Genomic DNA, 21,766 nt, shown 5'->3' with positions numbered 1-21,766 from the left:
AAAGTAGACGGTTGTGAATACAGAAAAGGGGCCACAGGGCCCCTTTTTTACAGGTGATTTTTACAAGTGATTGTCACAGCTGTTTCTCAGAGTGGCCTGGCTGCGCGCTCAAGGCGGTTTTGCACCGCTTGCCAGTCTGCGCTGTGTGGCGGCTCGGCAATATAAATGGCACTGAGTGTTTCGTGGTCGAGTTGGTACAGGGCATCGTACAGCCCCTGGGCATAGCTGTCGGGGTCAGCGCCAAGCTCTATGGCTTTCCCGGCCACAGGCACGGCATTGCCGCAGAAAATCCAGCCAATATCACTGGCTTGGTGCAAATGGCTGACATCGGATTCAGCGCCATAACGATAGCAGGGCAAACCGGGGGAGTAATGTTTGTGATGCTGGCCGGGGGCGACCACGCCACCACTTTGCTGGACCACCGGGCGGCCAAGCACAGCCTCGATGCTGGCGACCGACACCATTCCCGGGCGAAGCAATCTGGGTGCATCGCCGGGAAGCAACGCCACTATGGTGGATTCGAGTCCCACCTTGCAGTTGCCACCTTCCAGAATCAGCAGTTCATCATCGGCAAACTGGCGCGCCACATGGTCGCTGCTGGTGGGACTGATGGACATGTACTTGTTGGCCGAAGGCGCTACCAAGGCGTGGCCAAAATCCTTCAGCAAGGCCAGGGCCTGGGGATGAGCCGGCATTCTTAACGCGACCGTATCCTGCCCGGCGGTGACGGCGCGGGACACCTCGGCTTTTGCGGGCAGAACCAGGGTCAGCGGACCCGGCCAAAAGGCAGTCATCAGCGCCTCGGCACAGGTACTCACCTCGGCAGCCCAGTCCCGAACCCAGTGGCTATCTGCCACATGAACAATCAGCGGATTGGTCGCAGGACGACCTTTCAAGGCAAAGACCTTGGCGACAGCATCCTCGTTGCCGGCATCCGCGGCAAGGCCATACACAGTCTCTGTGGGCATAGCCACCAGCTCACCCCGGTTAAGGGCGGCAACGGCAAGGGAAATTTGGTCAGTGATTTGCGCCATACGCACCTCTGAAAAACTGGCCGCGTATGGTAAAAATTTGACCAGAGCCAGTCAAGCCGAAACTGGCATCAGATGATGAATGGCTTTGCCTTTAGCCGGGATTTTTGGCATGGTGCCGCAATATTTACCGGTTTGGAGCCAAAGGTGAAATCAGCCCCGTTTAAATCCTTCAGTTGTGTGCTTCTGGCCGCCCTTATCAGTGCCTGCGCAAGTCAGCCAGACAGGGAGCTTGGCAAGCGTTATCTGGATGGCGAACTCCAGCAGCCGCTCAATTGGGTTGCGGCTGTGCAATCTGATGCCAACCGTAACTACACCCGCTTTGCCGACCAAAGCAGCCTAGTGCTTGAGCGCTCACCACGACTGGCATCCCAATATGCCCCCCTCTATCAGCAGCTGTCCCAGTGGCTCGAGAGTGGTGGCGATCCGCTTTCTCTGGGCAATTTTGGCATAGAAGCGGCCCAGTTTGGCGGCGCCGATCGTCAGGGGCACGTGCTCTTTACCGGTTACTTTTCTCCTGTGCTGGAGGTGCGTCACAGCCCCGACAGCCGCTTTCAATACCCGCTTTATGGCGTGCCCGACTGTGTGCGGCACAACACGCCCTGCCCAAGTCGTGAGGCTATTTTGCAGGGCGCCCTGGCGGGGCAGGGCTTAGAGCTGGCCTACAGCGACTCCCTGATAGACAGCTTTTTGATGGAGGTGCAGGGCTCAGGCTTTGTCCACTACGGCGATAACGACGAGCTTCAATACCTGGGCTATGGCGGTAAAAATGGTCATGCTTACCGGAGTATAGGTAAGGTGTTGATTGAGCAGGGTGAAGTGGCTAAAGAGCAGATGTCGCTGCGGGCCATCAAAGCCTGGGCAGACAGCCATTCAGAGGAGGAAGTGAAGCAACTGCTGGCCCACAACGCGTCCTTTGTATTTTTCCAGCCGCGGCCCAACCATGATGTGCTGGGCAGCGCAGGCATTCCCTTGTTACCCATGGCGGCCGTGGCTGCCGACAAACAGCTGCTGCCCATGGGCACGCCTCTGCTGGCCGAGGTGCCTTTGCTCGATGATGCCGGTAACTGGACCGGCAAGCATGAACTCAGGCTGCTCATCGCGCTGGACACAGGGGGCGCCGTGGATGGCGGCCACCTGGACCTTTACCATGGCATGGGGCCCGAGGCCGGGATGGCGGCAGGCCACTACAAACACTTTGGCCGTGTATGGCGTCTGGGCCTTGGCGCAGGCGCCAGTGTGACTCTGGGCACGCCCTGACCTCATAAGCCTGTAACAAGCAGGTGCCGCTAGCTTTGTTTGGGTGTTTTTAAAAACAGCACCAGCATCAGCACCATCGCCAGCAGTAACATAAACGACGAGATGGCCAGCAACGGGTCTATGGTGGCCACCTCTATGTGCTGACCATAGAGCAGAAACAATCCCGCCGACATCAGCAGTACCCCCAGCTGATGCAACCAGAATTGCCCCTGTACCAGCGCTCCTGCGGCTCCTGGCAGCCAGAGTTTATGGCACAGACCATAGATGAAGGACACCACAAACCCCGCCAGCATAATGTGGGCGTGGGTCACCCTGTGGCCGTGATCGCCTGATTTGGCCATATAGATGCCAAGGCACATGCCGAGGATGGCATAGCAAAGGGCGCTGATAATAAACTTTCTGTCCATTTTGGATTCTCCGAAGCTCAGGTCTTGCCGTGGGCCATGCCTGCAACGGCTTGGCCCCTGTCAGTGCAGGTGTTTCAAACAGCGTGAGTGAATGTCAGGGCGTTGGCGCTGTGTATGTGCCAATCATTGGGTTTCAGTGAGTATAGTCCTACAGTGATGCTCCGCTTCCCGCAGGCAAGGCTGGGGTTGCGGACTAAGGGTTGCGGACTAAGGGTTGTGGACTGAGGGCTGCGGACCAAGAAAGCCGGAAAATGCGGCAGTAACTGAGGCTGCGGCAACTGAGGCTGCCGGGCCGTGGAATCAACATAAAAAAACGCCTCCGTTAAGGAGGCGTTTTGTATTATCGGGTTGTTAACTGCCTGACCAGAGCGACTGAGGTATTACCCTGGCATCGCTCTGGAGTGGCGCCCGGTATCAGCGAGTAAACTTGTGATACTTTTCAATGCCTGCGCTATTGCCAGGGTTGTGGCACACGGCACAGGATTCCTGGGTAGACAGGGTGTACCAACCGGTTGCAGGTACGTCATCAGAGATGGTACCGCCCATGGACTTCATGTGGCTCAGGGCCGATTCCTTGGTGTGACAGGCATAGCAGTTGGCCGTTACTGGGCTGGCCATCTTGTTGCTGACACCATAGGCGCGGGCCTTGATGAACTGGTTGGGGATCTCGTTCAGGTCCATGGCGCCATCGGCGTGACAGGCCACGCAGCTGGTTTCAGGTGCAATGGCGCTGGCGGCGTTGGATACTTCGTTGCCGTCCGCATCTACGCTCTTGCTGCCCACACCCCAGTGCTTGCTGTGAACCATGGGGCCGAAGCCTGGGCCTGAATTACCGGCACGACGGTCCTGACCGTTGTTGTGACAGGCCACACAGCCCAGGCCACCTTCGGCGAAGTTACCATTCTTGTGGAAGTTGGCTTCGCTGTTGTGACAGGTGGTGCAAGACTCGCTGTCGACGTTGTGACGACGATCGTAAGCAGTCACAGCGCCATCGGCTTGTGAGGCAACATCGGTGTAACCATGAATAGTCACTACATCAGATTCGGCGCCTGTGAAGTCTTTGGCGGTGAAGCTGACACGCAGTGATGCCATCAAGCCAGCACCGGCCCACGCTGACAGATCAGGTGTTGAGCCTGCAACAGGTGGTAAACCGTGACCGGCAGATTGTGCATAACACATGGTCTTGCGACCTTCGGCGTCGTAGCTGTATTCATAGGCGTCGGTAATACGGCCAATGACGCTGTCGTTATACACGCCGTGCAGGTATGAACCCACATAGTTAATTGGCTTGTCAGGATTATGAGTTGTCTGGGTTTCATCAAACAGCTCATGGAGGTCAACCAGGGTTTCGGCGCCGGTGTCAGCATCTACTTTAAACAGCGACAGAGTAGTACACCATTGACCCGCAGTACCTGAATCAGGGAACCAGGCTGGTGCAGTACCTGTGACCTTGTAGCTGTCGTTAATCGCTTTGTTAGAGGTGATGGCCGTCTTGCCTTCGTGCAGCTTACGCAGATCAGCGCCGTTGCCGGGGATGATATCGCCTGGGATGCCGCCTGTGTCGTGACAGTCGATACAGCCAGGGCCGGTGAGGCCGACGTTGATAGTGGGCTCACTGTGGCAAGAGCTACAGTTCATCACGCTAAAGCCGGTTTCAAACTCCTGGTGATTGATGTGACCAATCTTGGAGAGAGTGTTGGATGCATAGCCCCCAACAGAGAAGCCTTGTTCATTCTTGACCTGACGACTCACCTGGCCGTGACATACCTGACAGCCTTCAACAAAGTCGACTTCGCCGTCCATTCCCTGTGCTACATAGCTTGAGTGGCGGCGTGGGCTGGTGGAGTAATCCACGTGGCAGGAGAAACAGGCTTCGGTCGTGGTGGAGTGAGTGCCTTCGGGCTTGTTCACCACCAGAGGTGCTGAGGTGGCAATACCATCGTTACCGCCCACACGCAGCCAGACGATGCCTTCGGTACCAGCATTGACCCCTTTCATGGGGGCGCTGAACTTGTAATGACCATCGTCAATCACAGTCAGTACCGCGCCTTCGGTGGCCTGGGTCGCCGCGCCGCCAATAGCGACATTGTCGGCGATGCCGTTGATATCGGCTTCATCACGGTTATTGATATAACCTTTGGAGGTCAGGGCGGCCACTTTAGCCTGTGCGTTCACCAGGCCATTGATTGGGTTGTTGTTTTCATCGGTGATCTCAAATTCGTAGCTGATAGCCCCTTCTTCGAAGCTATAGTTGATCACTTTCAGATTGGTCACGGTGGAACTGGTAACAGGGGGGGGGGACCAAGGCTCGCCGGGGGTACCGGGTGTGCCGGGGGTACCGGGCGTTCCAGGCGCGCCATCTACACCATCTTTACCATCATCACCGCAACCTGCCAAAGCCCCGGTCAGAACCACGGCTACCAGATATGCCAGCTTTCTGGAGGTGAATTTTCTCATCATAATCTCCTTTTGCCCCAGAGGTTGCGATGTTTGGCGCCCGCTCCAGGCAGAGTGCTGAGACTCTGAACCTGACGCCGTGGATCACATCGTACAAACGCTGGGTACTTTTAATTTTTATTGAGTGCACAATGCCTCGAAAGGGATAGTACGATGACTGGAAAGGACAGTTTTTGACCTGGGCAGCATTTGTTAATACCACTTTGGATATAGGTCTCATTTTTAACAAATAGTTGCTGGTTTAATGCAAGCAGCAACAAAAGTGCTTGATAAGCAGAAAGGTTTTTCACCACGTCGGAAAATGCGGTAAGGGGATGCCGGGAGCCCCTTTCTGGGATTATTGCGGGTGTTCGCCGCCGACGTCATCGGGCGGCAAGGCGTCTATTACCGGTTAATGTCGGCGCGCAAGTTTTGCCACCAAATTGTTAATACATCAGTAACAAAGTCATGAGCAGGCTATGCCGCTGAGTCGTTCAAGCGGCTGATGACCTTATTGCGCCCCTGTCCCTTGGATTCATAGAGGGCCGCATCGGCGCCCTGCAGTGCTTCTTGCATACTATCAGTCCCCGGCAGCACAGGATGCACCCCGATACTCACGGTGAAATGCAGCTTTTGCCCTTCGGGAATGGTGACCGCCAGGCTTTCTGCGTGTGCGCGGATGCGCTCGGCAATACGGGTGGCATTTTCAAGATTGCAGTTGAGCAGCAACACAAACTCATCACCACCGAAGCGACAGGCAATATCCTGCGGTCGCTGGTTTTGTTTGAGCACGGCGGCAAATTCGATTATCACCAGATCGCCCACATGGTGGCCATAGGTGTCGTTAATGGTCTTGAAATTATCAATGTCGATGATCAACAGGGACCAGTGGGCGCCCGTCGCTTTGGCCTCCGTCAGCAGCAGCGGGCTGGTCACATCAAAGTAGCGACGGTTAAAGAGGTGCGTCATGGGATCTGTGTTGGCCTGGCGCTTAAGCTCTCCCTGTTTGGCCTTGAGCTGCTCAAGGGTTTTAATCCGGTACGACAGAATAAAGGCCATCATTAATGCTTCCAGCAGGATGCCGATGCCGACGCCATGGCTGTTGATTTGGTTGGCCTGGCTTAAGCCCTTGTAATAAAAAACCGCCAGCATATTAAAGACGATAAACATCGAATGCCCCAGCAGGAAATACTTGGCCAGGGGCTCACCTTTACGCCACAAAGACAATGACACGCCAAAGGTAACCACCATCATCGTGGCCGCCAGGGTGCTGGCGGGCTTGAGGGCGCCCACCACATCAAACAGGCTGTAGATAAAGTCTGCAACCAGCAGTGTCAGGATCAGGCTCAGCGCCAGATGTTCTTTGGGATAGCGGCGGCGGGTCTCGAAAATCAGCATCATAAACAACACCAAAAAGCTTGGCATGCTGAGCAGGTTTGAGTTGAGCTGCAGTATGGCGGCGCTGTAAATGCCCAAAAAGTTGGCTGCCACCCCATAGGACAAGCCCACCCAAATGGTGCCCGAGATGAGGTAGAGGGCGTACACCACGTTTTCTACTTTGCGGGCCGACAGATACAAAAAGAAGTTGTAAATCATCAGCGCCAGCATCATGCCAACCAGCAGTGCTATGTAGTTGCCACTGCCCACCAGCGCGCGTTTGGAATGCGCTTCGTCGAATAGTTGCAGGCTGTACCATTGATGGGAGAAGGTCACATTCTTGATGTAGATGGTTTTGTACTCATCGGGGGCGATAACGAACGCAAATACGGCGCTGCCTCCAAACATCATGGGATGGGATTCATCCCTGTCCAGGTGAATATCGGCCTGATTTAACAGCTCACCCTGGCGTGTTTCGTAAAAGCCGATGCTTTCTAAATGGTAGGCATGGGGATGATGGACGAATAAGCGGCGACTGTGGCTTGAAGTATTGTGGATGTCCAGCCGTGACCAGGTGGTCTTGGCATTGGTGCCCAGGGTGATGCTGCTGCCGCTTGGGATAAACTCCTGCTGCTGCACCTCGGCCAATGACATCTGCTGGCTCGGGTCGACAAAATAACCCATGACGAACTCTTTCAATGCGATGTCACCATCACCGACGTTAATGAGGTTGGTGGTGGATTGCGATGCGGCCAGCAGCGGTCCGGCAAATGCGCAGATAAGCAATAACATCATCCTTGTCATCAATGACACAGCGCGCGTAAGCATCAAAAAGTCCAATTTAAAGAAATGGCTAAAGACAGCCAATCATAAATGACATCGCGGGCTTTATCGAGTCGTTAACAGGGAAGCCGCTCACAGTCGCTGAGATTCATACGACTTTCTGACAGAGGTCCGGGGGCGACATTACACAGCTGCAGCGACTCCCTGTGAAAGGAGGCGATGCAGCAGCTAATTACGGGATTCAGGCCAGCAGCGCGCTGGCACTGGCGTACATGTTCACAAAGATTACGGGGTTCAGGCCAGTAGCGCCTTGGCGTAGGGCCACAGCAGCGCGGTGGCAATGGCGTACATGGTCACAAAGATAAAGCGGTCCAGATAACGCCAGGCGGCAGGCCTGGCAAACATAGGTGCCATCAGTCTGGCGCCAAAACTCAAGGCAAAGAACCACACAAACGAGGCCAGCACGGCACCCGCACCAAACCACTGGCGGTCGGGGCCAGAAAACTGGGTGCTGATGGAGCCCAGCAGCACCACGGTATCCAGGTACAGGTGTGGGTTCAAAAAGCTGATGGCGAGGGTGGTCATCAGCGCTGCCTTGAGGCTGCCCGCCCCTGTTGCTTTGGACAAATCCATTTCCTTATCGCTGAAAGAGGCCTTCAGGGCATTGGTGCCGTACCAAATCAAGAAGGCGGCTCCGCCCAGGCTGGCAGCGTGTTTCAGCATCGGAAACGCCAGCACCAGCGACCCCAGCCCGGCCACGCCGGCGGCAATCATCAGCGCATCTATGATGGAGCAGGTCAGGGCAATTGGCAGACTGTGGGCGCGCATAATCCCCTGCTTGAGTACAAAGGCGTTTTGGGCGCCAACGGCGATGATCAGGCTGGCGCCTATGGCCAGCCCCTGAACGAATGCGGTTTCCACTGGGTTTTCCTCGGCTGTGTAGCAATTGAGCGCAGCTTATCCAAGAAAAAGTAATTAAGATAACTAATGTTTTTTATAGGATATTAGTAACTCTTATGATGTTTTGGGTCTGTTAACAGGCGCTGGCGATTGAGGGGAAAGCATGCTGGATTACACCAATTTAAAGGCGCTGGCGGCAGTGGTGGAGGCCGGTGGTTTTGAGCGTGCCGCCAAGGTGCTCTGTATCACCCAGTCGGCGGTATCACAGCGGATTCGCCAGCTTGAAGAGCGCATAGGTCAGTCGCTGCTCATTCGCTCTGTGCCAGTTACGCCAACCCCCGCCGGCAAGCGGCTGTTGCGCCACTACCAGCAGGTGGCGCTGCTTGAGAGTGAGCTTGGCAGTGAGCTTAATGCCGAAGATCCGGGCAAGCCGACCCAGATTGCCATTGCGGTCAACGCAGATAGCCTCGCCACCTGGTTTCTACCGGCGTTAAGCCCACTCTTTGTCCGCTATGGCTGGCTGATGAAGCTCATTGTGGATGACGAGTCTTATACCCATAACCTGTTGAAAAATGGCGATGCTGTGGGCTGTGTCACCACTACGGCTGAGCCCATGGCGGGTTGCTCCAGCGAGTTTTTGGGGGTGATGCATTATCGCTGTGTCGCAACTCCGGAGTTTGTGGAACGTTTCTTTGCCGACGGTTTGACTACTGAGGCCCTGAGCAAGGCCCCAGCGGTGATTTTCTCCACCAAGGACAGGCTGCACGAGCGCTTTCTGTCGAGCTATTTCTCCATGCCTGCCAATGGTTTTTATCAGCATACAGTGCCCTCGTCGGAAGGTTTTCTGGATGCCATAGTGCAGCACCTGGGCTACGGGCTGGTGGGACATCTGCAGGCCGACAAATTGATTAATGCAGGTACTTTGGTTGACCTCTGTCCCGGGCTTGGCATGGATGTGGCCCTTTACTGGCAGCATTGGAATATCAAGGCCAAGCACACCACCATTATCTACCGGGCGTTGGCCGCGGCCGCGCGCCAAAGCCTCAGGCAGCAGGACATCTGAGTACCTTCTTCCTGCATCATTCAATTGGCAGAAAAAAGCCCCGCGATTGCGGGGCTTTGCATTCATTGCAACAGCCTTACTTGGTGCTGAAGGTGTTTTCCACCAGTTCGGTCTTGTTATCAGCCTGGGCCACGTGGCACTGGGTACAGAAGTAGTTCTGACCATTGAGGGTGCCCTTGGCATCCACTGTGTGGGACTTGGCCACCGGGGTGGCTTTCATCCGCTCGGCCTTATCCCAGCTGTGACAGTTCATACAGCCATTTTTATTTAAGCTGATGGCGTAGTCGTCTTTGTGGGGAATAAGCGGTGGCTGCTCAATGTAGTTACGCTCGATGGCGGTGCCACGCTTGGGGTAGGTGGGCAGTGCATCGGCCGGGCGCACATCGGTAAGCTCAGCATTTCCCGCCAGCGACTGGATGTTCACCGGCTCATTATTTACGGGGGCATTCTGGCCGCTGCAACCGGCGATGGCGACAAACAGCGCAGCTAAGGTGAGTACTTTTTTCATTGTTCGTTCTCCGCCTTCTTGGCAATTCGGTGGCTTTTCTCTAAAGGATTATCCTGGGATGTAAATCGGTTCTTGTACTGGAATACGCGTTTGGCACACACATCGATGCAGCGGCCGCACTGGGTGCAATCACTGTCAGTGATGATGGGGCTCTGGCCTTTGAGGGCGGGTTTGAGCACCTGACGCTCGGGGCAGACCACGAAGCAATCCATGCAGTTGTTGCAGTCTTTGGCATTCACTGCGGTCATCTTCACCGGGCTCAGTTTACCCAAGAGGGCGAACAGGGCGCCGCTGGGGCACAGGTGCGAGCACCACATCCGCTCGACCAGCAACAAGTCGGCAAGGAAGATGGCGACAAGCAGCCCAAGCCCGGCACCTGCACCAAACAGCACGGCGCGGTAAAGCACGGGCACTGGGTTGAGCCACTCCCAGGCGGCCACGCCTGTGACCACAGGCAACAGCAGCACCAGCGCCAACATAAAGTAGCGCTGCTGGCGCGGCAGCTCCGGAGTCCTTGGCAGGGCAAAGCGTCTGCGAAGGTAGGCCGCCAGATCCGTCACCATATTCACCGGGCACACCCAACTGCAGAACACCCGTCCCCCCATCAGCGCATAAAACAGGCCGATAACGGCCGCGCCAATCAGCAGGCTGGCCTCGGGCACATGGCCGGAGGTAAGCAGCTGCAGTGTGACCAGCGGGTCGGCCATGGGGATGGTATCGAGCAGTAAGCTGGATGAGAGGTTGCCCTTGAGCAGCCACAGCCCCAACAGGGGGCCGATGGCAAACAGCGCCAGTACCGTCAGCTGAGAGGCGCGGCGCAAAAGCAAAAAGCGATGCGCCTTCCACCATCCCAGCTCGCGGATGGCATCCTCGGCAAAGCGTGCCTTGTCGACCTTGGCTGTGCTCATAGTTCAAACCCCTTATTCAGCATCTCCAGGGTTGTGTTTTCGGTGTTGATATAGGTGTCGTGTTCGGCGGTTTTGCCCATGGCAATATGGGGTGGCAATACCTTGATGGCTGCCTCGTCCAGAACGCAGGCATGTTCACACTTGCCGCAGCCGGTACAGGCGTCCGGATGCACAACAGGGATAAACATGGCGTGATGGCCGCTGCGCTCGTTGCGGGAGCGCTCAAGGGTGATGGCATTGTCAATCAGCGGGCAAACCCGGTAACAGACATCGCATCTGAGTCCCTTGAAATTCAGGCAGTTTTTCTCATCAATCAGTACCGCTATGCCCATTTTTGCCTGGTCGATGTCGGTGAGTGCCTGCTCGAGGGCGCCGCTGGGGCAGGCCTTGATGCAGGGGATATCATCACACATCTCACAGGGCACCTTGCGGGCCTCGAACCAGGGCGTACCTGTGGGCGCCTGTTCAAACCAGCGGGCGAGCTTCAAGGTATCGTAGGGGCAGGCCTCAACACACAAACCACAGCGCACGCAGGCCGACAGAAAATCCTGCTCGGTCAGTGCCCCCGGCGGCCGGATGGCCTGGGGACCCAGTGGCTGAGATTTGGCGACTGTGGCAATGCCGCCCCCGGCCAGAGCAACAGCGCAGGACAGCCGGGCGGTCGTCGCCAGAAACTGGCGCCGGTTAATGCCCTGGGTCTTACTCTGTTGTCTGGTCATGATGATGCTCTCCCGTTCACGGCCTTGGCGTATTCCGGCCCTATCAGGCCTTCATCACCTTCACCGGACACTTCTTGAAGTCTGTCTCTTTTGACAGCGGATCAGTCGCGTCCAGCAGCAGCTTGTTTACCAGCTGACGGGCGTCGAAGAAGGGCATAAACACCACGCCACGGGGTGGCTTGTTGCGGCCCTTGGTTTCGACACGGGTCTTCACTTCGCCCCTTGGCGAGGCCACAATCACCTCGTCGCCACGGTTCAGGCCACGGGCCTTGGCATCCTCTGGGTGCATGAAAATCTGCGCGTCAGGGTAGGCGCGGTACAGCTCAGGTACCCGGGCGGTCATGGAGGCGGTGTGCCAGTGTTCCAGTACCCGGCCTGTGCTCATCCACAGATCGTATTCTTCGTTCGGCTCTTCGGCGGCGGGCTCGTAAGGCAGGGCGAAAATCACCGCCTTGCCGTCTGGCTTACCGTAGAACTTAAAGCCTTCACCTGCCTTCACATAGGGGTCGGACCCCTCAACAAAGCGGCGCAGGGTTTCTTTGCCATCCACCACAGGCCAGCGCAGACCGCGGGTTGGGTGGTAGTCGTCGAAGGCGGCCAGATCGTGTGCCTTGCCGCGACCGAAGGCGGCATATTCTTCGAAAATGCCCTTCTGCACATAGAAGCCGAAGTGCTCGGATTCATCGTTCAGTTCGCCCTTGCAGTCGGAGGTTGGGAACTTATCGATAACGCCGTTGGCAAACAGCACCTGATACAGGCTCTTACCGGCGTACTCTGGCTTCTTGGCAATCAGCTCTGCTGGCCAGACTTCATCAATGGTGAAGCGCTTGGCGAACTCCATCAGCTGCCACAGGTCAGACTTGGCGCCTTCCGGGGCCTTCACCTGCTGGTGCCACATGTGGGTACGGCGCTCGGCGTTACCGTAGGCACCTTCTTTTTCCACCCACATGGCGGTCGGCAGAATAAGGTCGGCGGCCATGGCAGTGACCGTTGGGTATGGGTCTGATACCACGATGAAGTTTTCGGGGTTACGGAAGCCTGGATAGATTTCATCGTTGATGTTGGGGCCGGCCTGCATATTGTTGGTACACATGGTCCAGTAGCAGTTCAGCTTGCCGTCTTTGAGCATCCGGCTTTGCAGCACGGCGTGGAATCCGGGCTTGGGCGGAATAGTGCCTTCAGGCAGCTGCCAGAGTTTCTCGGTAATGGCGCGGTGCTTGTCGTTGGCCACTACCATGTCGGCGGGCAAACGGTGGGCAAAGGTACCCACTTCACGGGCGGTACCACAGGCCGATGGCTGGCCGGTGAGGGAGAAGGGGCTGTTGCCCGGGGTGGCGATTTTGCCGGTCAGCAGGTGGATGTTGTAGATCATGTTGTTGGTCCACACACCACGGACGTGCTGGTTCACACCCATGGTCCACAGGCTCATCACCTTCACGCTTGGGTCGGCATAGGCCTTGGCCAGCTCCACCAGACGCTCGGCGGGTACACCACTCATTTCGCTGGCGTATTCCAGGGTATAAGTGCTGACAAACTTGGCGTATTCGTCGAAGGAGATTGGCGTGGACTTGCCGTTGCCGGGGTTCTTGGCTTTTTTCTCCAGCGGATGGTCAGGGCGCAGGCCATAACCAATGTCGGTTACACCCAGGGCGAAGTTGGTGTGCTTGCTGACGAAGTCTTTGTTAACGGCCTTGTTCTGGATGATGTAGTTGGCGATAAAGTTCAGGATCACCATGTCCGTTTGTGGACGGAACACCATGGGGTTATCGGCCAAATCGAAGGAGCGGTTCTCGAAGGTCGAGAGCACGTGGACCTTGCCGTTGGGATTGCTCAGGCGGCGGTCAGACAGGCGCGCCCACAGGATGGGGTGCATCTCGGCCATGTTGGCGCCCCAGAGCACGAAGTGATCGGCGGCTTCGAGGTCGTCATAACAGCCCATGGGCTCGTCGATACCGAAGGTACGCATAAAGGCGCCCACGGCAGAGGCCATGCAGTGACGGGCATTGGGGTCGATGTTGTTGGTGAGGAAACCGGCCTTGTGCAACTTGGCGGCGGCATAGCCTTCCCAGATGGTCCACTGGCCCGAGCCAAACATGCCTACAGAAGTGGGGCCCTTGGCCTTGAGGCTGGCTTTCCACTTGTCGGCCATGGTGTCCAGCGCCACATCCCAGCTCACCGGGGTGAATTCGCCGTTCTTGTCGTACTTGCCGTCTTTCATGCGCAGCAGCGGTGTGTCCAGACGGTCCTTACCGTACATGATTTTCGACAGGAAGTAGCCCTTGATACAGTTCAGGCCCTTGTTGACCGGGCTTTGGGGATCCCCCTTGGTGGCAACCACTTTGCCGTCCCGGGTGCCAACCAGCACCGAACAGCCCACGCCGCAGAAACGGCAGGGGGCTTTGTCCCATTTGATGTTGTCCTTCTGCTCAGCGGCTTCAACCACTTTCACTGGCAGAGTGACACCTACTGCCGTGGCCGCGGCCACGGCGGCATTGGCTTTTAGAAACTCGCGACGGCTTATGCTCATGGTGTTTCCTCACTCACTTGTTGTTCTTGCTCTGATTGGTGATAGATCAGACTGCTGGATAGCACCCCGTTAAGGGCGTTGATGGCCTCGACATTGTCGAGAATGGCTCGCTGGGTGGACCCTTCCAGGGTCACGACCAACTTGCCTTCGGGACTGGTGGCATGAACCTCGGCGCCGGGCAGAGCTTCAATGGCATCACTGATGGCATTGGCCTGGCTGGGGGCGGCATGCACCACCAGACTGGTGACGTGATATTCCTGTGTCATGACATTTGCTCGCTACAACCGGGAACAGCAACGCTGACCCGGGGGCCTTGAATTAGCTTCGAGTCTAGACCTTGCTATTTTTGTGGGTATACCCACTAGGAGGTATCAGAGAGGTTTGTAGACAGAGATCATGTTTTTGAGCGTGATCTGCTTCTCAGTTTGAAATTTAACCAGTGACTTTTAAAAATCCTAAGCAGCCAGGCGAGCTTTTCACTCTGGGTAGCGCCTGAAAAATGAAGGGGTTAAATGAAATTGATTCTTGTTTTTCAATGGGGTTCATTTTAAAAGAACGACCATATCCAGGGGCAGTGGACAGCCCCTGTTGGACGTCGGGAAGGCGTCTGAGCCGATGCCCATCACCCCCATTGTAGAGAGCGAGTTCGTTCTCTTATTTACTGGTACTGAGCATCGAGAAGCGACTCGCCCGATTCCTCATCGGCCGGCGCTTTGCCAAGTGAAGCGGGCGGGAAAATTCACCTTGTATCCGGTTAACAGCTTATTGCTTTATGGGTAGGTCGGTTTGTGTGGCGTTTAATCGGCGAAATCAGGCCGGTGTTAGCGCTTGTCTTAACCCCTGCAATGCAACTCACCGGCGGGTGCCGCCGAACAGTCCCTGTCATTTTGGGATCACAAAGACTAAGCCGCGGGATATGAGTCTGGCCTGCCGGTTTTATTATTCCCTTTAATTCTATACAACTCACGAATGATAAATTTTGGATTGCATCATTTTGGGGCATTTTCGGGGCGGTGGTCATGGAATTGCCTGGGGGTGCCTCAGCGGTCACACAGGCTTTCTGTTGGAATTGGGATGTGGATCACCCGCCTTTTTGCCACTCAACGGGCAAGAGGGTTGGCGTTGCTTTTCATCAAATTGGCCTCTGTGCAGTCGCAAAATTGCGTGATCTGGCTCATGGGTTTTTATCTATCTAACTGTTAATTCGAAATATTTTATATTATTAATTTTAGCTGAATTTGTGTAACTTTATGACAAAACGGCATTGTGAGAGGGCGTTTAACGGCAGGATTTACCGGAATTTGGGCTATTTTGTAGTTAAATTTCATATTTGAGCCATTTGTGATGTGGCTGACGGAATTTTGAGTCTCGAATAGGTACGATCGCTCGCAGTGTATTTTCCAAGAGAGCGACCGCAATCATGGCAGATTATTCCGAAGCGATAATCACAGTGAAAAAGGGCCTGGATGTGCCCATTGCCGGTGCGCCAAGGCAGGTGATCGATACCGCCGCCAAACCTTCCCAGTTGGCCTTGCTTGGCAAGGAGTATGTGGGGCTTAAGCCTTCCATGCTGGTGGAAGAGGGCGAGCGGGTCATCAAGGGTCAGGCGCTGTTTGAAGACAAGAGCAACCCGGGTGTGCGCTTTACCGCGCCCTGTGCCGGGGTGGTCTCGGCCATTCATCGGGGCGACAAACGCCTGCTGCTGTCGGTGGTCATCGATTGTGATGGCTCTGATGAGAGCATCGACTTTGGCGGCGAGACAAACCTTGCCGGCTTGTCCCGTGAGCAGGTGCAGGACAAACTGCTGCAAAGTGGTTTGTGGACCGCACTTCGCACCCGTCCATTCTCCCGCGCGCCCAAACCGGGCTCAGCGCCTGCCGGTCTGTTTGTTACGGCCGTTGACACCAATCCCCTGGCTGCCGATCCGCGGGTAATCATCAATACCGACGTGGATGCCTTTGCCGCCGGTATGCAGGTACTTACTCACCTTACCGACGGGCCGGTGTTTTTGTGTCAGGACGGCAATCACGATCTGCTGCCGGGCGCCGAGCTGCCGCGGGTGCAAACCCACAGGTTCCAGGGTGTGCACCCTGCCGGGTTGGTGGGCACTCACATTCATATGCTGATGCCCGTCAGCATGGAGCGTCAGGTATGGCACATAGGCTATCAGGATGTGATGGCCGTTGGCCGCCTCTTTACCACAGGGCAGCTGGATAACCGCCGCATCGTGTCCCTTGCCGGCCCCAATGTGCTTAAGCCTAGGCTGATTGCCACAGTGCTGGGTGCCAAGGTCAGCGATCTGGTGCAGGGCGAGCTCAAAGACGAAGTACATTCCCGCGTGGTATCTGGCTCAGTGCTCTCCGGCCATACCGCCCGCGGCGCCTTCGATTTTCTCGGTCGCTTCCACCCACAGATTTCGGTGGTTACCGAAGATGACAGCGAGCAATTCCTGCCCTGGGTACGTCTGGGCCGGGACAAGTTCTCCATTACCCGTACCGTGCTGTCGCGCTTTTTACCCAAGAAGCTCTACGACATGACCACCCACACCGGCGGTGCCAAGCGCGCCATGATGGCCTTTGGTCAGCTGGACCGGGTGATGCCGCTGGACATTCTGCCCACCCTGCTGGTGCGGGATCTGGTGGTGCGAGACACCGACGAGGCGCAGCTGCTCGGTGCCCTGGAGCTGGATGAAGAAGATTTGGCGCTGTGCACCTTCGTGTGTCCCAGTAAGTACGATTTTGGCCAGGAGCTTCGCGCCTGCCTGACGATTATCGAGAGGGAAGGCTAATGAGCAAGCCCACAAAGAAACCCAGTGCCCAGGACGCTTACTACGCTCCCGGACACACGATGAAAGACTTTTTCCGCTCGCTGTTTATTGGCCATGGCGCCAGCACCCAGGACAGGGTGCACGTGCGTGATGCCATTGAAGTGAAGCGCACCATGACCCTGGTGGCCCTGTGTCTGCTGCCTGCCATCCTGTTTGGCATCTACAACACCGGCCTGCAGGCGCAAATCGCCATGCTGGCCGGCAGCGCGCCACTGGATAACTGGCATCAGGGTGTTTACAACGCCATCTTCGGTGGCCTGACCGAAAGCACAGGTATCTTTAGCCTGATGGCTTACGGCCTGATTTACTACCTGCCCATTTACCTCACGGCGCTCGTTACCACCATGTTCTGGGAGATGGTGTTTGCCAGGGCAAGACGTCAGGAAATGCAGGAAGGCTTCTTTGTGACCGCCTTGCTGTTCAGCCTGTGTTTGCCTGCCAATATCAGCCTGTGGCTGGTGGTGATGGGTATCAGCTTTGGTGTGGTGGTTGCCAAAGAGCTGTTCGGTGGCATGGGTTACAACTTCTTGAATCCGGCGCTGGCGGGTCTCGCCTTTATCTATTTTGCCTACCCAAGTGAAGTGACCACGTCGGCCCAGCTGGTGGCGGTGGACGGGTACAGTTCGGCCACTACGCTGGCGCAGGTTGCCGCCAACAAGATGAAATTTGCTGAGTACCCCTGGTACCACGCCTTTAACGACGCCGCCTGGTGGGATGCCTTCCTCGGCTTTGAAGTGGGCGCCATTGGTGAAACCTCGGCGCTGGCGATTTTTGCCGGTGGTCTGCTGCTTATCCTCACCCGTCTCGCCGACTGGCGCATCGTGGTGGGCGTGCTTATCGGCGCCATTGCCACATCCTTGCTGTTCAATGTGTTCGGCGACGGCAAAAACGCCATGGCGGCCATGCCCTGGACCTGGCATCTGGTGACCGGCGGCTTTGCGCTGGGGATGATGTTTATGGCAACCGACCCTGTGACCACCGCCTACACCCGTCCCGGTAAGCTGATGTTCGGCATCCTGGTGGGCGCCATGACCATTCTTATCCGCGTGGCCAACGTCAAGCAGCCCGAAGGCATCATGCTGGCGATTCTGTTCGCCAACCTGTGGGCGCCGGTGTTGGATTCGCTGGTGGCAAGATTCAATATCAAACGGAGGCTGAAGCGCAATGGCCTTTAACAAAGACAGTGTTCTCGGCACCATGACCTTCACGGTCGTCCTGTGCCTGGTGTGCTCCTTTATGATCACCGGCACCGCCGATGTGCTCAAGGAGCGCAAGTTGGTGAAAAAACGCAACGAGCTGATGCAAAACGTGCTGGTGGCGGCCGACATCAAGGATGTTGCCGATGTCAAAGCCACCTTCGAGGCGCGGGTTCGTCCGGTCATGGTAAACCTCGCCACCGGCGAGCTGCATGACCGCGACAATATCCTCGACTATGACGAGCGCATGGCGGCCATCAACCCGCAAACTTCCAGCAAGATTGCCAAAGACACGGCCCGCATCAAGACCCGCGCCAACGAAATCCGCGTCTTCAAAGTGCTGGATGACAAGGGCGAGTTGCAGGCTCTGGTGCTGCCGGTGTACGGCAAGGGCCTGTGGTCGATTATCTACGGATTTGTGGGTGTGAAGGCCGACTTCAATACCATCACTGGGGCTGTGTTCTACGAGCACGGTGAAACCCCGGGTATCGGCGACTTCATCAACCACGACGACTGGCTCGCCAAGTGGCAGGGCAAGCAAATCTTCAATGCCAAGGGCGATGTGGCCTTCAAGATTGTGAAGGGCGAAGCCAAGGCCGGTGATTTGAGCGCCGTGGATGGTGTGAGTGGTGCCACCCGCACAGGAGCGGGCGTGGCCAAGGCGGTGCAATTCTGGTTTGGCCCCGAAGGCTTTGAAGCCGTGCTGGGCAAACTGAAAGCGGCGGGGGTGTGAGATGAGCGCAGTATTATCCAATCGTGAACTCCTGATGCGCCCGGTGTTTGCCAATAACCCGGTGGCCATGCAGGTGCTGGGGGTCTGTTCGGCCCTGGCGGTGAGTAACTCCATGCAAACCGCGTTGGTGATGACACTGGCGGTGACCTTTGTGTTGGTGTGCTCCAACTTCTTTATCTCGCTTATTCGCGCCTTTATCCCCAACAGCGTGCGTATCATCGCCCAGATGACCATTATTGCTTCGCTGGTGATTGTGGTGGATATGGTGCTTCAGGACGTGGCGCCGGACTTATCCAAGCAGCTGTCGGTGTTTGTGAGCCTGATTATTACCAACTGTATCGTGATGGGCCGCGCCGAAGCCTTTGCCATGAAAGAGCCGCCGCACCTGTCGGTGATGGATGCCATCGGCAATGCCGCCGGTTACGGCTTTATCCTGCTCAGTGTCGCCTTTGTGCGCGAACTTTTGGGTTCTGGCACCCTGTTTGGTCACAGCATTCTGAAGACCATAGAGCAGGGCGGCTGGTATCTGCCCAACGAGATGTTCAAGCTGCCCCCCAGCGCCTTCTTCCTGATTGGCGTCATCATCTGGGTGGTTAACATAGCTCAGCGCAAGCGCGCCAAGGTCTGAGGATAACGTCATGGAACACTACATTAATCTGTTTATCCAGGCGTCATTTATCGACAACATGGCGCTGTCTTTCTTCCTGGGGATGTGTACCTTCCTTGCGGTGTCGAAGAAGGTGTCTACGTCGCTTGGTCTCGGTATTGCCGTGATTGTGGTGATGGTGCTGGCGGTGCCGCTCAATCAGCTGATTTATGTTGCCGTGCTCAAGCCGGGCGCGCTGGCGTGGGCTGGCTTCCCTGAGCTGGATTTGTCCTACCTGCAGCTCATCACCTTTATCGGGGTGATTGCGGCGCTGGTGCAAATTCTTGAAATGGTGCTCGACCGCTTTATGCCGGTGCTGTACCAGACTCTCGGGATCTTCCTGCCGCTGCTCACCGTAAACTGCGCCATTTTCGCCGGGGTGATTTTTATGGCTAACCGCGACTACACCCTGACCGAGTCGGCGGTGTTTGCCGCCGGTGCCGGTACCGGCTGGGCGGTGGCCATTGTGCTGCTTGCCGGTATTCGTGAGCGGCTTAAGTTCAATGCCATCCCCGAAGGGCTGCAGGGCATTGGTATCACCTTTATCACCACAGGGCTGATGGCGCTGGGCTTTATGTCCTTTGCCGGTATCAGCCTGTAACGGAGGAACATCCATGGAAATGACGATTGGAATGGGTATGTTCACCGTGGTGGTGTGCATCCTGGTGGCGGTCATCCTGATTGCCCGCAGCAAATTGGTGGCAAGCGGCGATGTAAAGCTGCGCATCAACGACGATAGCGATAAAACCGTGGCCGTGCCTGCCGGTGGCAAGCTTTTGGGCGCCCTGGCCGGTAGAAATATCTTCGTGCCGTCTGCCTGTGGCGGCGGCGGTACCTGCGGTCAGTGCCGGGTAAAGGTGAAATCCGGTGGCGGTGATATCCTGCCCACCGAGCTTGACCATATCACCAAGAAAGAGGCCAAGGAGGGTTGCCGTCTGGCCTGTCAGGTGGCGGTGAAATCCGATATGGATCTTGAGCTCGATGAAGAAATCTTCGGGGTGAAGAAGTGGGAGTGTGAGGTCATTTCCAACCGCTCAACCGCCACCTACATCAAAGAGCTGCTGCTCAAGGTGCCCGAAGGCGAAGAGGTGGACTTCAAGGCAGGCGGTTACATTCAGATTGAAGCCCCAGCCCACGAAGTGCATTACAAAGACTTTGATATCCCGGAAATCTTCCGCGACGACTGGGAAAAGTACGGCCTGTTTAATCTGGTCTCCAGGGTAGATAGTGAGGTCATGCGCGCCTACTCCATGGCCAACTATCCGGAGGAAAAGGGCCGCATCATGCTGAACGTGCGTATTGCCACGCCCCCAAGCCCAGGTCTGCCACCGGGACAGATGTCGTCCTTCATCTTTAACTTGAAGCCCGGTGACAAGGTGACCATTTCCGGCCCCTTCGGTGAATTCTTCGTCAAAGAGACAGACGCCGAAATGGTGTTTATCGGCGGTGGTGCCGGTATGGCGCCGATGCGAAGCCACATATTCGATCAGCTCAAGCGGGTGAAAACGGCGCGCAAGATGAGCTTCTGGTACGGTGCCCGCTCCCTGCGCGAGGTGTTCTATCAGGAGGACTTCGATGGTCTCGCGGCCGAAAACCCCAACTTCCAGTGGCACATAGCCCTGTCTGAGCCCTTGCCGGAAGACAACTGGACCGGCTACACCGGCTTTATCCATAACGTGCTGTATGAAAACTACTTAAAGCAGCACAAGGCGCCGGAAGACTGCGAGTTTTACATGTGTGGCCCGCCCATCATGAACAGTTCAGTGATTGCCATGCTCGAAAGCCTGGGCGTTGAGCGTGACAACATATTGCTGGATGACTTTGGTGGCTGACATCAAGGCATAAAACATCTACCAATCCCCACCCGCAGGTGGGGATTTTTTTTACGTTTTTTCAAGCGATTGACCATGATATGTTAGTGAAAAATCGGCCAGGGCAGGAGTGGCAATGGAGCTTTGTAAGGCGACGGCAGAGGATGCACAGGCGATATGGGATTTACGCAACAGCGCCATTCTTGCGGGTTGCGAGGGCTTTTACGACGATAAGAGTCTTGCCCGCTGGACCGAAGGCGAGCTGACCCAGAGCTTTACCGCCGTGGTGGCCCAGGGTTTTTATGTGGTGAAAGACGGGCCCCGGGTGGTGGGCTGCATCATGCTGGACCTGACCCATCCCGAGCTCAAAGGCGGCGAAGGCCAGCTCGAGGCGGTGTTTGTCGCCCCGGACATGATGGGGCGTGGCGTGGGAAAGCTGCTGATGGCCTTTGTGGAAGAGTTGGCCCTGGCGCAGGGCATCAACAGGCTCCGGCTGGAGTCCACCCTCAACGCTGTACCCTTTTATCGGGCCTGCGGCTTTGGGGAAGAGGCGCGCTCGCTCTACCACAGCCCCCGGGGTTTTACCCTGGATTGCTGCCTGATGTACAAGAACCTGGCTGCCAAGCCCTGATGG

19 protein-coding genes are annotated in these 21,766 nt (G+C 56.4%); 9 read left to right on the top strand and 10 right to left on the bottom strand.

Annotated features, from left to right (window positions below; translation table 11 throughout):
• Nucleotides 1-86 precede the first annotated feature (86 nt).
• Nucleotides 87-1,034, bottom strand: a complete 948-nt coding sequence (locus K0H79_RS15565; RefSeq protein WP_220076425.1) for an L-threonylcarbamoyladenylate synthase — start codon at nucleotides 1,032-1,034, stop codon at nucleotides 87-89.
• A gap of 144 nt (nucleotides 1,035-1,178) precedes the next feature.
• Between K0H79_RS15565 and mltA the strand changes: the two genes are divergently transcribed.
• On the top strand, nucleotides 1,179-2,291 hold the full coding sequence (mltA, locus tag K0H79_RS15560; RefSeq protein WP_220076424.1) for a murein transglycosylase A: 1,113 nt from the start codon (nucleotides 1,179-1,181) through the stop codon (nucleotides 2,289-2,291).
• A 29-nt stretch (nucleotides 2,292-2,320) separates the two neighbouring features.
• Here mltA and K0H79_RS15555 read toward each other — a convergent pair whose 3' ends face one another.
• The 4 genes from K0H79_RS15555 to K0H79_RS15540 all read right to left on the bottom strand — a co-directional run bounded on the left by K0H79_RS15555 (nucleotide 2,321) and on the right by K0H79_RS15540 (nucleotide 8,215).
• The gene (locus K0H79_RS15555; RefSeq protein WP_220076423.1) at nucleotides 2,321-2,698 is read right to left on the bottom strand and encodes a TonB-dependent receptor; all 378 of its coding nucleotides are present in this window, start codon (nucleotides 2,696-2,698) and stop codon (nucleotides 2,321-2,323) included.
• 414 nt (nucleotides 2,699-3,112) lie between these two features.
• The gene (locus K0H79_RS15550; protein ID WP_220076422.1) at nucleotides 3,113-5,155 is read right to left on the bottom strand and encodes a multiheme c-type cytochrome; all 2,043 of its coding nucleotides are present in this window, start codon (nucleotides 5,153-5,155) and stop codon (nucleotides 3,113-3,115) included.
• 456 nt (nucleotides 5,156-5,611) lie between these two features.
• Nucleotides 5,612-7,339 (bottom strand): diguanylate cyclase, encoded by a 1,728-nt coding sequence (locus tag K0H79_RS15545; RefSeq protein WP_220076421.1) that lies wholly within the window; start codon nucleotides 7,337-7,339, stop codon nucleotides 5,612-5,614.
• 249 nt (nucleotides 7,340-7,588) lie between these two features.
• A complete protein-coding gene (locus tag K0H79_RS15540) occupies nucleotides 7,589-8,215 on the bottom strand; it encodes a LysE/ArgO family amino acid transporter (protein ID WP_220076420.1) in 627 nt (208 codons plus the stop codon).
• A 142-nt stretch (nucleotides 8,216-8,357) separates the two neighbouring features.
• Here K0H79_RS15540 and K0H79_RS15535 point away from each other — a divergent pair, with 142 nt between their 5' ends.
• Entirely contained in the window at nucleotides 8,358-9,257 is a 900-nt protein-coding gene (locus K0H79_RS15535) for a LysR family transcriptional regulator ArgP (protein ID WP_220076419.1), read from the top strand.
• 76 nt (nucleotides 9,258-9,333) lie between these two features.
• Here K0H79_RS15535 and K0H79_RS15530 read toward each other — a convergent pair whose 3' ends face one another.
• From K0H79_RS15530 to K0H79_RS15510, 5 genes are read right to left on the bottom strand one after another with little or no spacing between them, the layout of a single operon-like run.
• Entirely contained in the window at nucleotides 9,334-9,765 is a 432-nt protein-coding gene (locus K0H79_RS15530) for a nitrate reductase cytochrome c-type subunit (RefSeq protein WP_220076418.1), read from the bottom strand.
• Entirely contained in the window at nucleotides 9,762-10,673 is a 912-nt protein-coding gene (napH, locus tag K0H79_RS15525) for a quinol dehydrogenase ferredoxin subunit NapH (protein WP_220076417.1), read from the bottom strand. The genes K0H79_RS15530 and napH overlap by 4 nt, the downstream gene beginning before the upstream one ends.
• On the bottom strand, nucleotides 10,670-11,392 hold the full coding sequence (gene napG / locus K0H79_RS15520) for a ferredoxin-type protein NapG (RefSeq protein ID WP_220076416.1): 723 nt from the start codon (nucleotides 11,390-11,392) through the stop codon (nucleotides 10,670-10,672). Before napG ends, napH begins: the two co-directional genes overlap by 4 nt.
• A 43-nt stretch (nucleotides 11,393-11,435) precedes the next feature.
• A complete protein-coding gene (gene napA, locus K0H79_RS15515) occupies nucleotides 11,436-13,919 on the bottom strand; it encodes a nitrate reductase catalytic subunit NapA (RefSeq protein WP_220065597.1) in 2,484 nt (827 codons plus the stop codon).
• The gene (locus tag K0H79_RS15510; RefSeq protein WP_220065596.1) at nucleotides 13,916-14,185 is read right to left on the bottom strand and encodes a chaperone NapD; all 270 of its coding nucleotides are present in this window, start codon (nucleotides 14,183-14,185) and stop codon (nucleotides 13,916-13,918) included. Before K0H79_RS15510 ends, napA begins: the two co-directional genes overlap by 4 nt.
• Nucleotides 14,186-15,339: 1,154 nt before the next feature.
• Between K0H79_RS15510 and K0H79_RS15505 the strand changes: the two genes are divergently transcribed.
• From K0H79_RS15505 to K0H79_RS15475, 7 genes are all read left to right on the top strand, one after another.
• Nucleotides 15,340-16,707 carry a Na(+)-translocating NADH-quinone reductase subunit A gene (locus tag K0H79_RS15505; RefSeq protein WP_220076415.1) on the top strand — a complete coding sequence of 456 codons (1,368 nt, stop codon included), beginning with the start codon at nucleotides 15,340-15,342 and terminating at the stop codon, nucleotides 16,705-16,707.
• Nucleotides 16,707-17,921, top strand: a complete 1,215-nt coding sequence (locus K0H79_RS15500; protein WP_220076414.1) for an NADH:ubiquinone reductase (Na(+)-transporting) subunit B — start codon at nucleotides 16,707-16,709, stop codon at nucleotides 17,919-17,921. The genes K0H79_RS15505 and K0H79_RS15500 overlap by 1 nt, the downstream gene beginning before the upstream one ends.
• Complete coding sequence (locus tag K0H79_RS15495; RefSeq protein WP_220076413.1) at nucleotides 17,911-18,675, top strand: Na(+)-translocating NADH-quinone reductase subunit C; 765 nt, start codon at nucleotides 17,911-17,913, stop codon at nucleotides 18,673-18,675. The genes K0H79_RS15500 and K0H79_RS15495 overlap by 11 nt, the downstream gene beginning before the upstream one ends.
• Nucleotide 18,676: 1 nt before the next feature.
• Nucleotides 18,677-19,303 carry an NADH:ubiquinone reductase (Na(+)-transporting) subunit D gene (locus K0H79_RS15490; protein ID WP_220076412.1) on the top strand — a complete coding sequence of 209 codons (627 nt, stop codon included), beginning with the start codon at nucleotides 18,677-18,679 and terminating at the stop codon, nucleotides 19,301-19,303.
• Between the two features lie 10 nt (nucleotides 19,304-19,313).
• Complete coding sequence (gene nqrE, locus K0H79_RS15485) at nucleotides 19,314-19,922, top strand: NADH:ubiquinone reductase (Na(+)-transporting) subunit E (RefSeq protein WP_011761084.1); 609 nt, start codon at nucleotides 19,314-19,316, stop codon at nucleotides 19,920-19,922.
• A gap of 13 nt (nucleotides 19,923-19,935) precedes the next feature.
• Nucleotides 19,936-21,153: an NADH:ubiquinone reductase (Na(+)-transporting) subunit F gene (nqrF, locus tag K0H79_RS15480; protein WP_220076411.1), complete on the top strand. Its 1,218-nt coding sequence runs from the start codon at nucleotides 19,936-19,938 to the stop codon at nucleotides 21,151-21,153.
• Between the two features lie 115 nt (nucleotides 21,154-21,268).
• The gene (locus K0H79_RS15475) at nucleotides 21,269-21,763 is read left to right on the top strand and encodes a GNAT family N-acetyltransferase (RefSeq protein WP_220076410.1); all 495 of its coding nucleotides are present in this window, start codon (nucleotides 21,269-21,271) and stop codon (nucleotides 21,761-21,763) included.
• The last annotated feature ends 3 nt before the right edge of the window (nucleotides 21,764-21,766 follow it).

The sequence above is a fragment of the Shewanella sp. FJAT-52076 genome (assembly GCF_019457455.1).
Lineage (GTDB): Bacteria > Pseudomonadota > Gammaproteobacteria > Enterobacterales > Shewanellaceae > Shewanella > Shewanella zhangzhouensis.
Note: the sequence above shows the minus strand (reverse complement) of the source record. Positions and strands in the feature narration are given on the sequence as shown.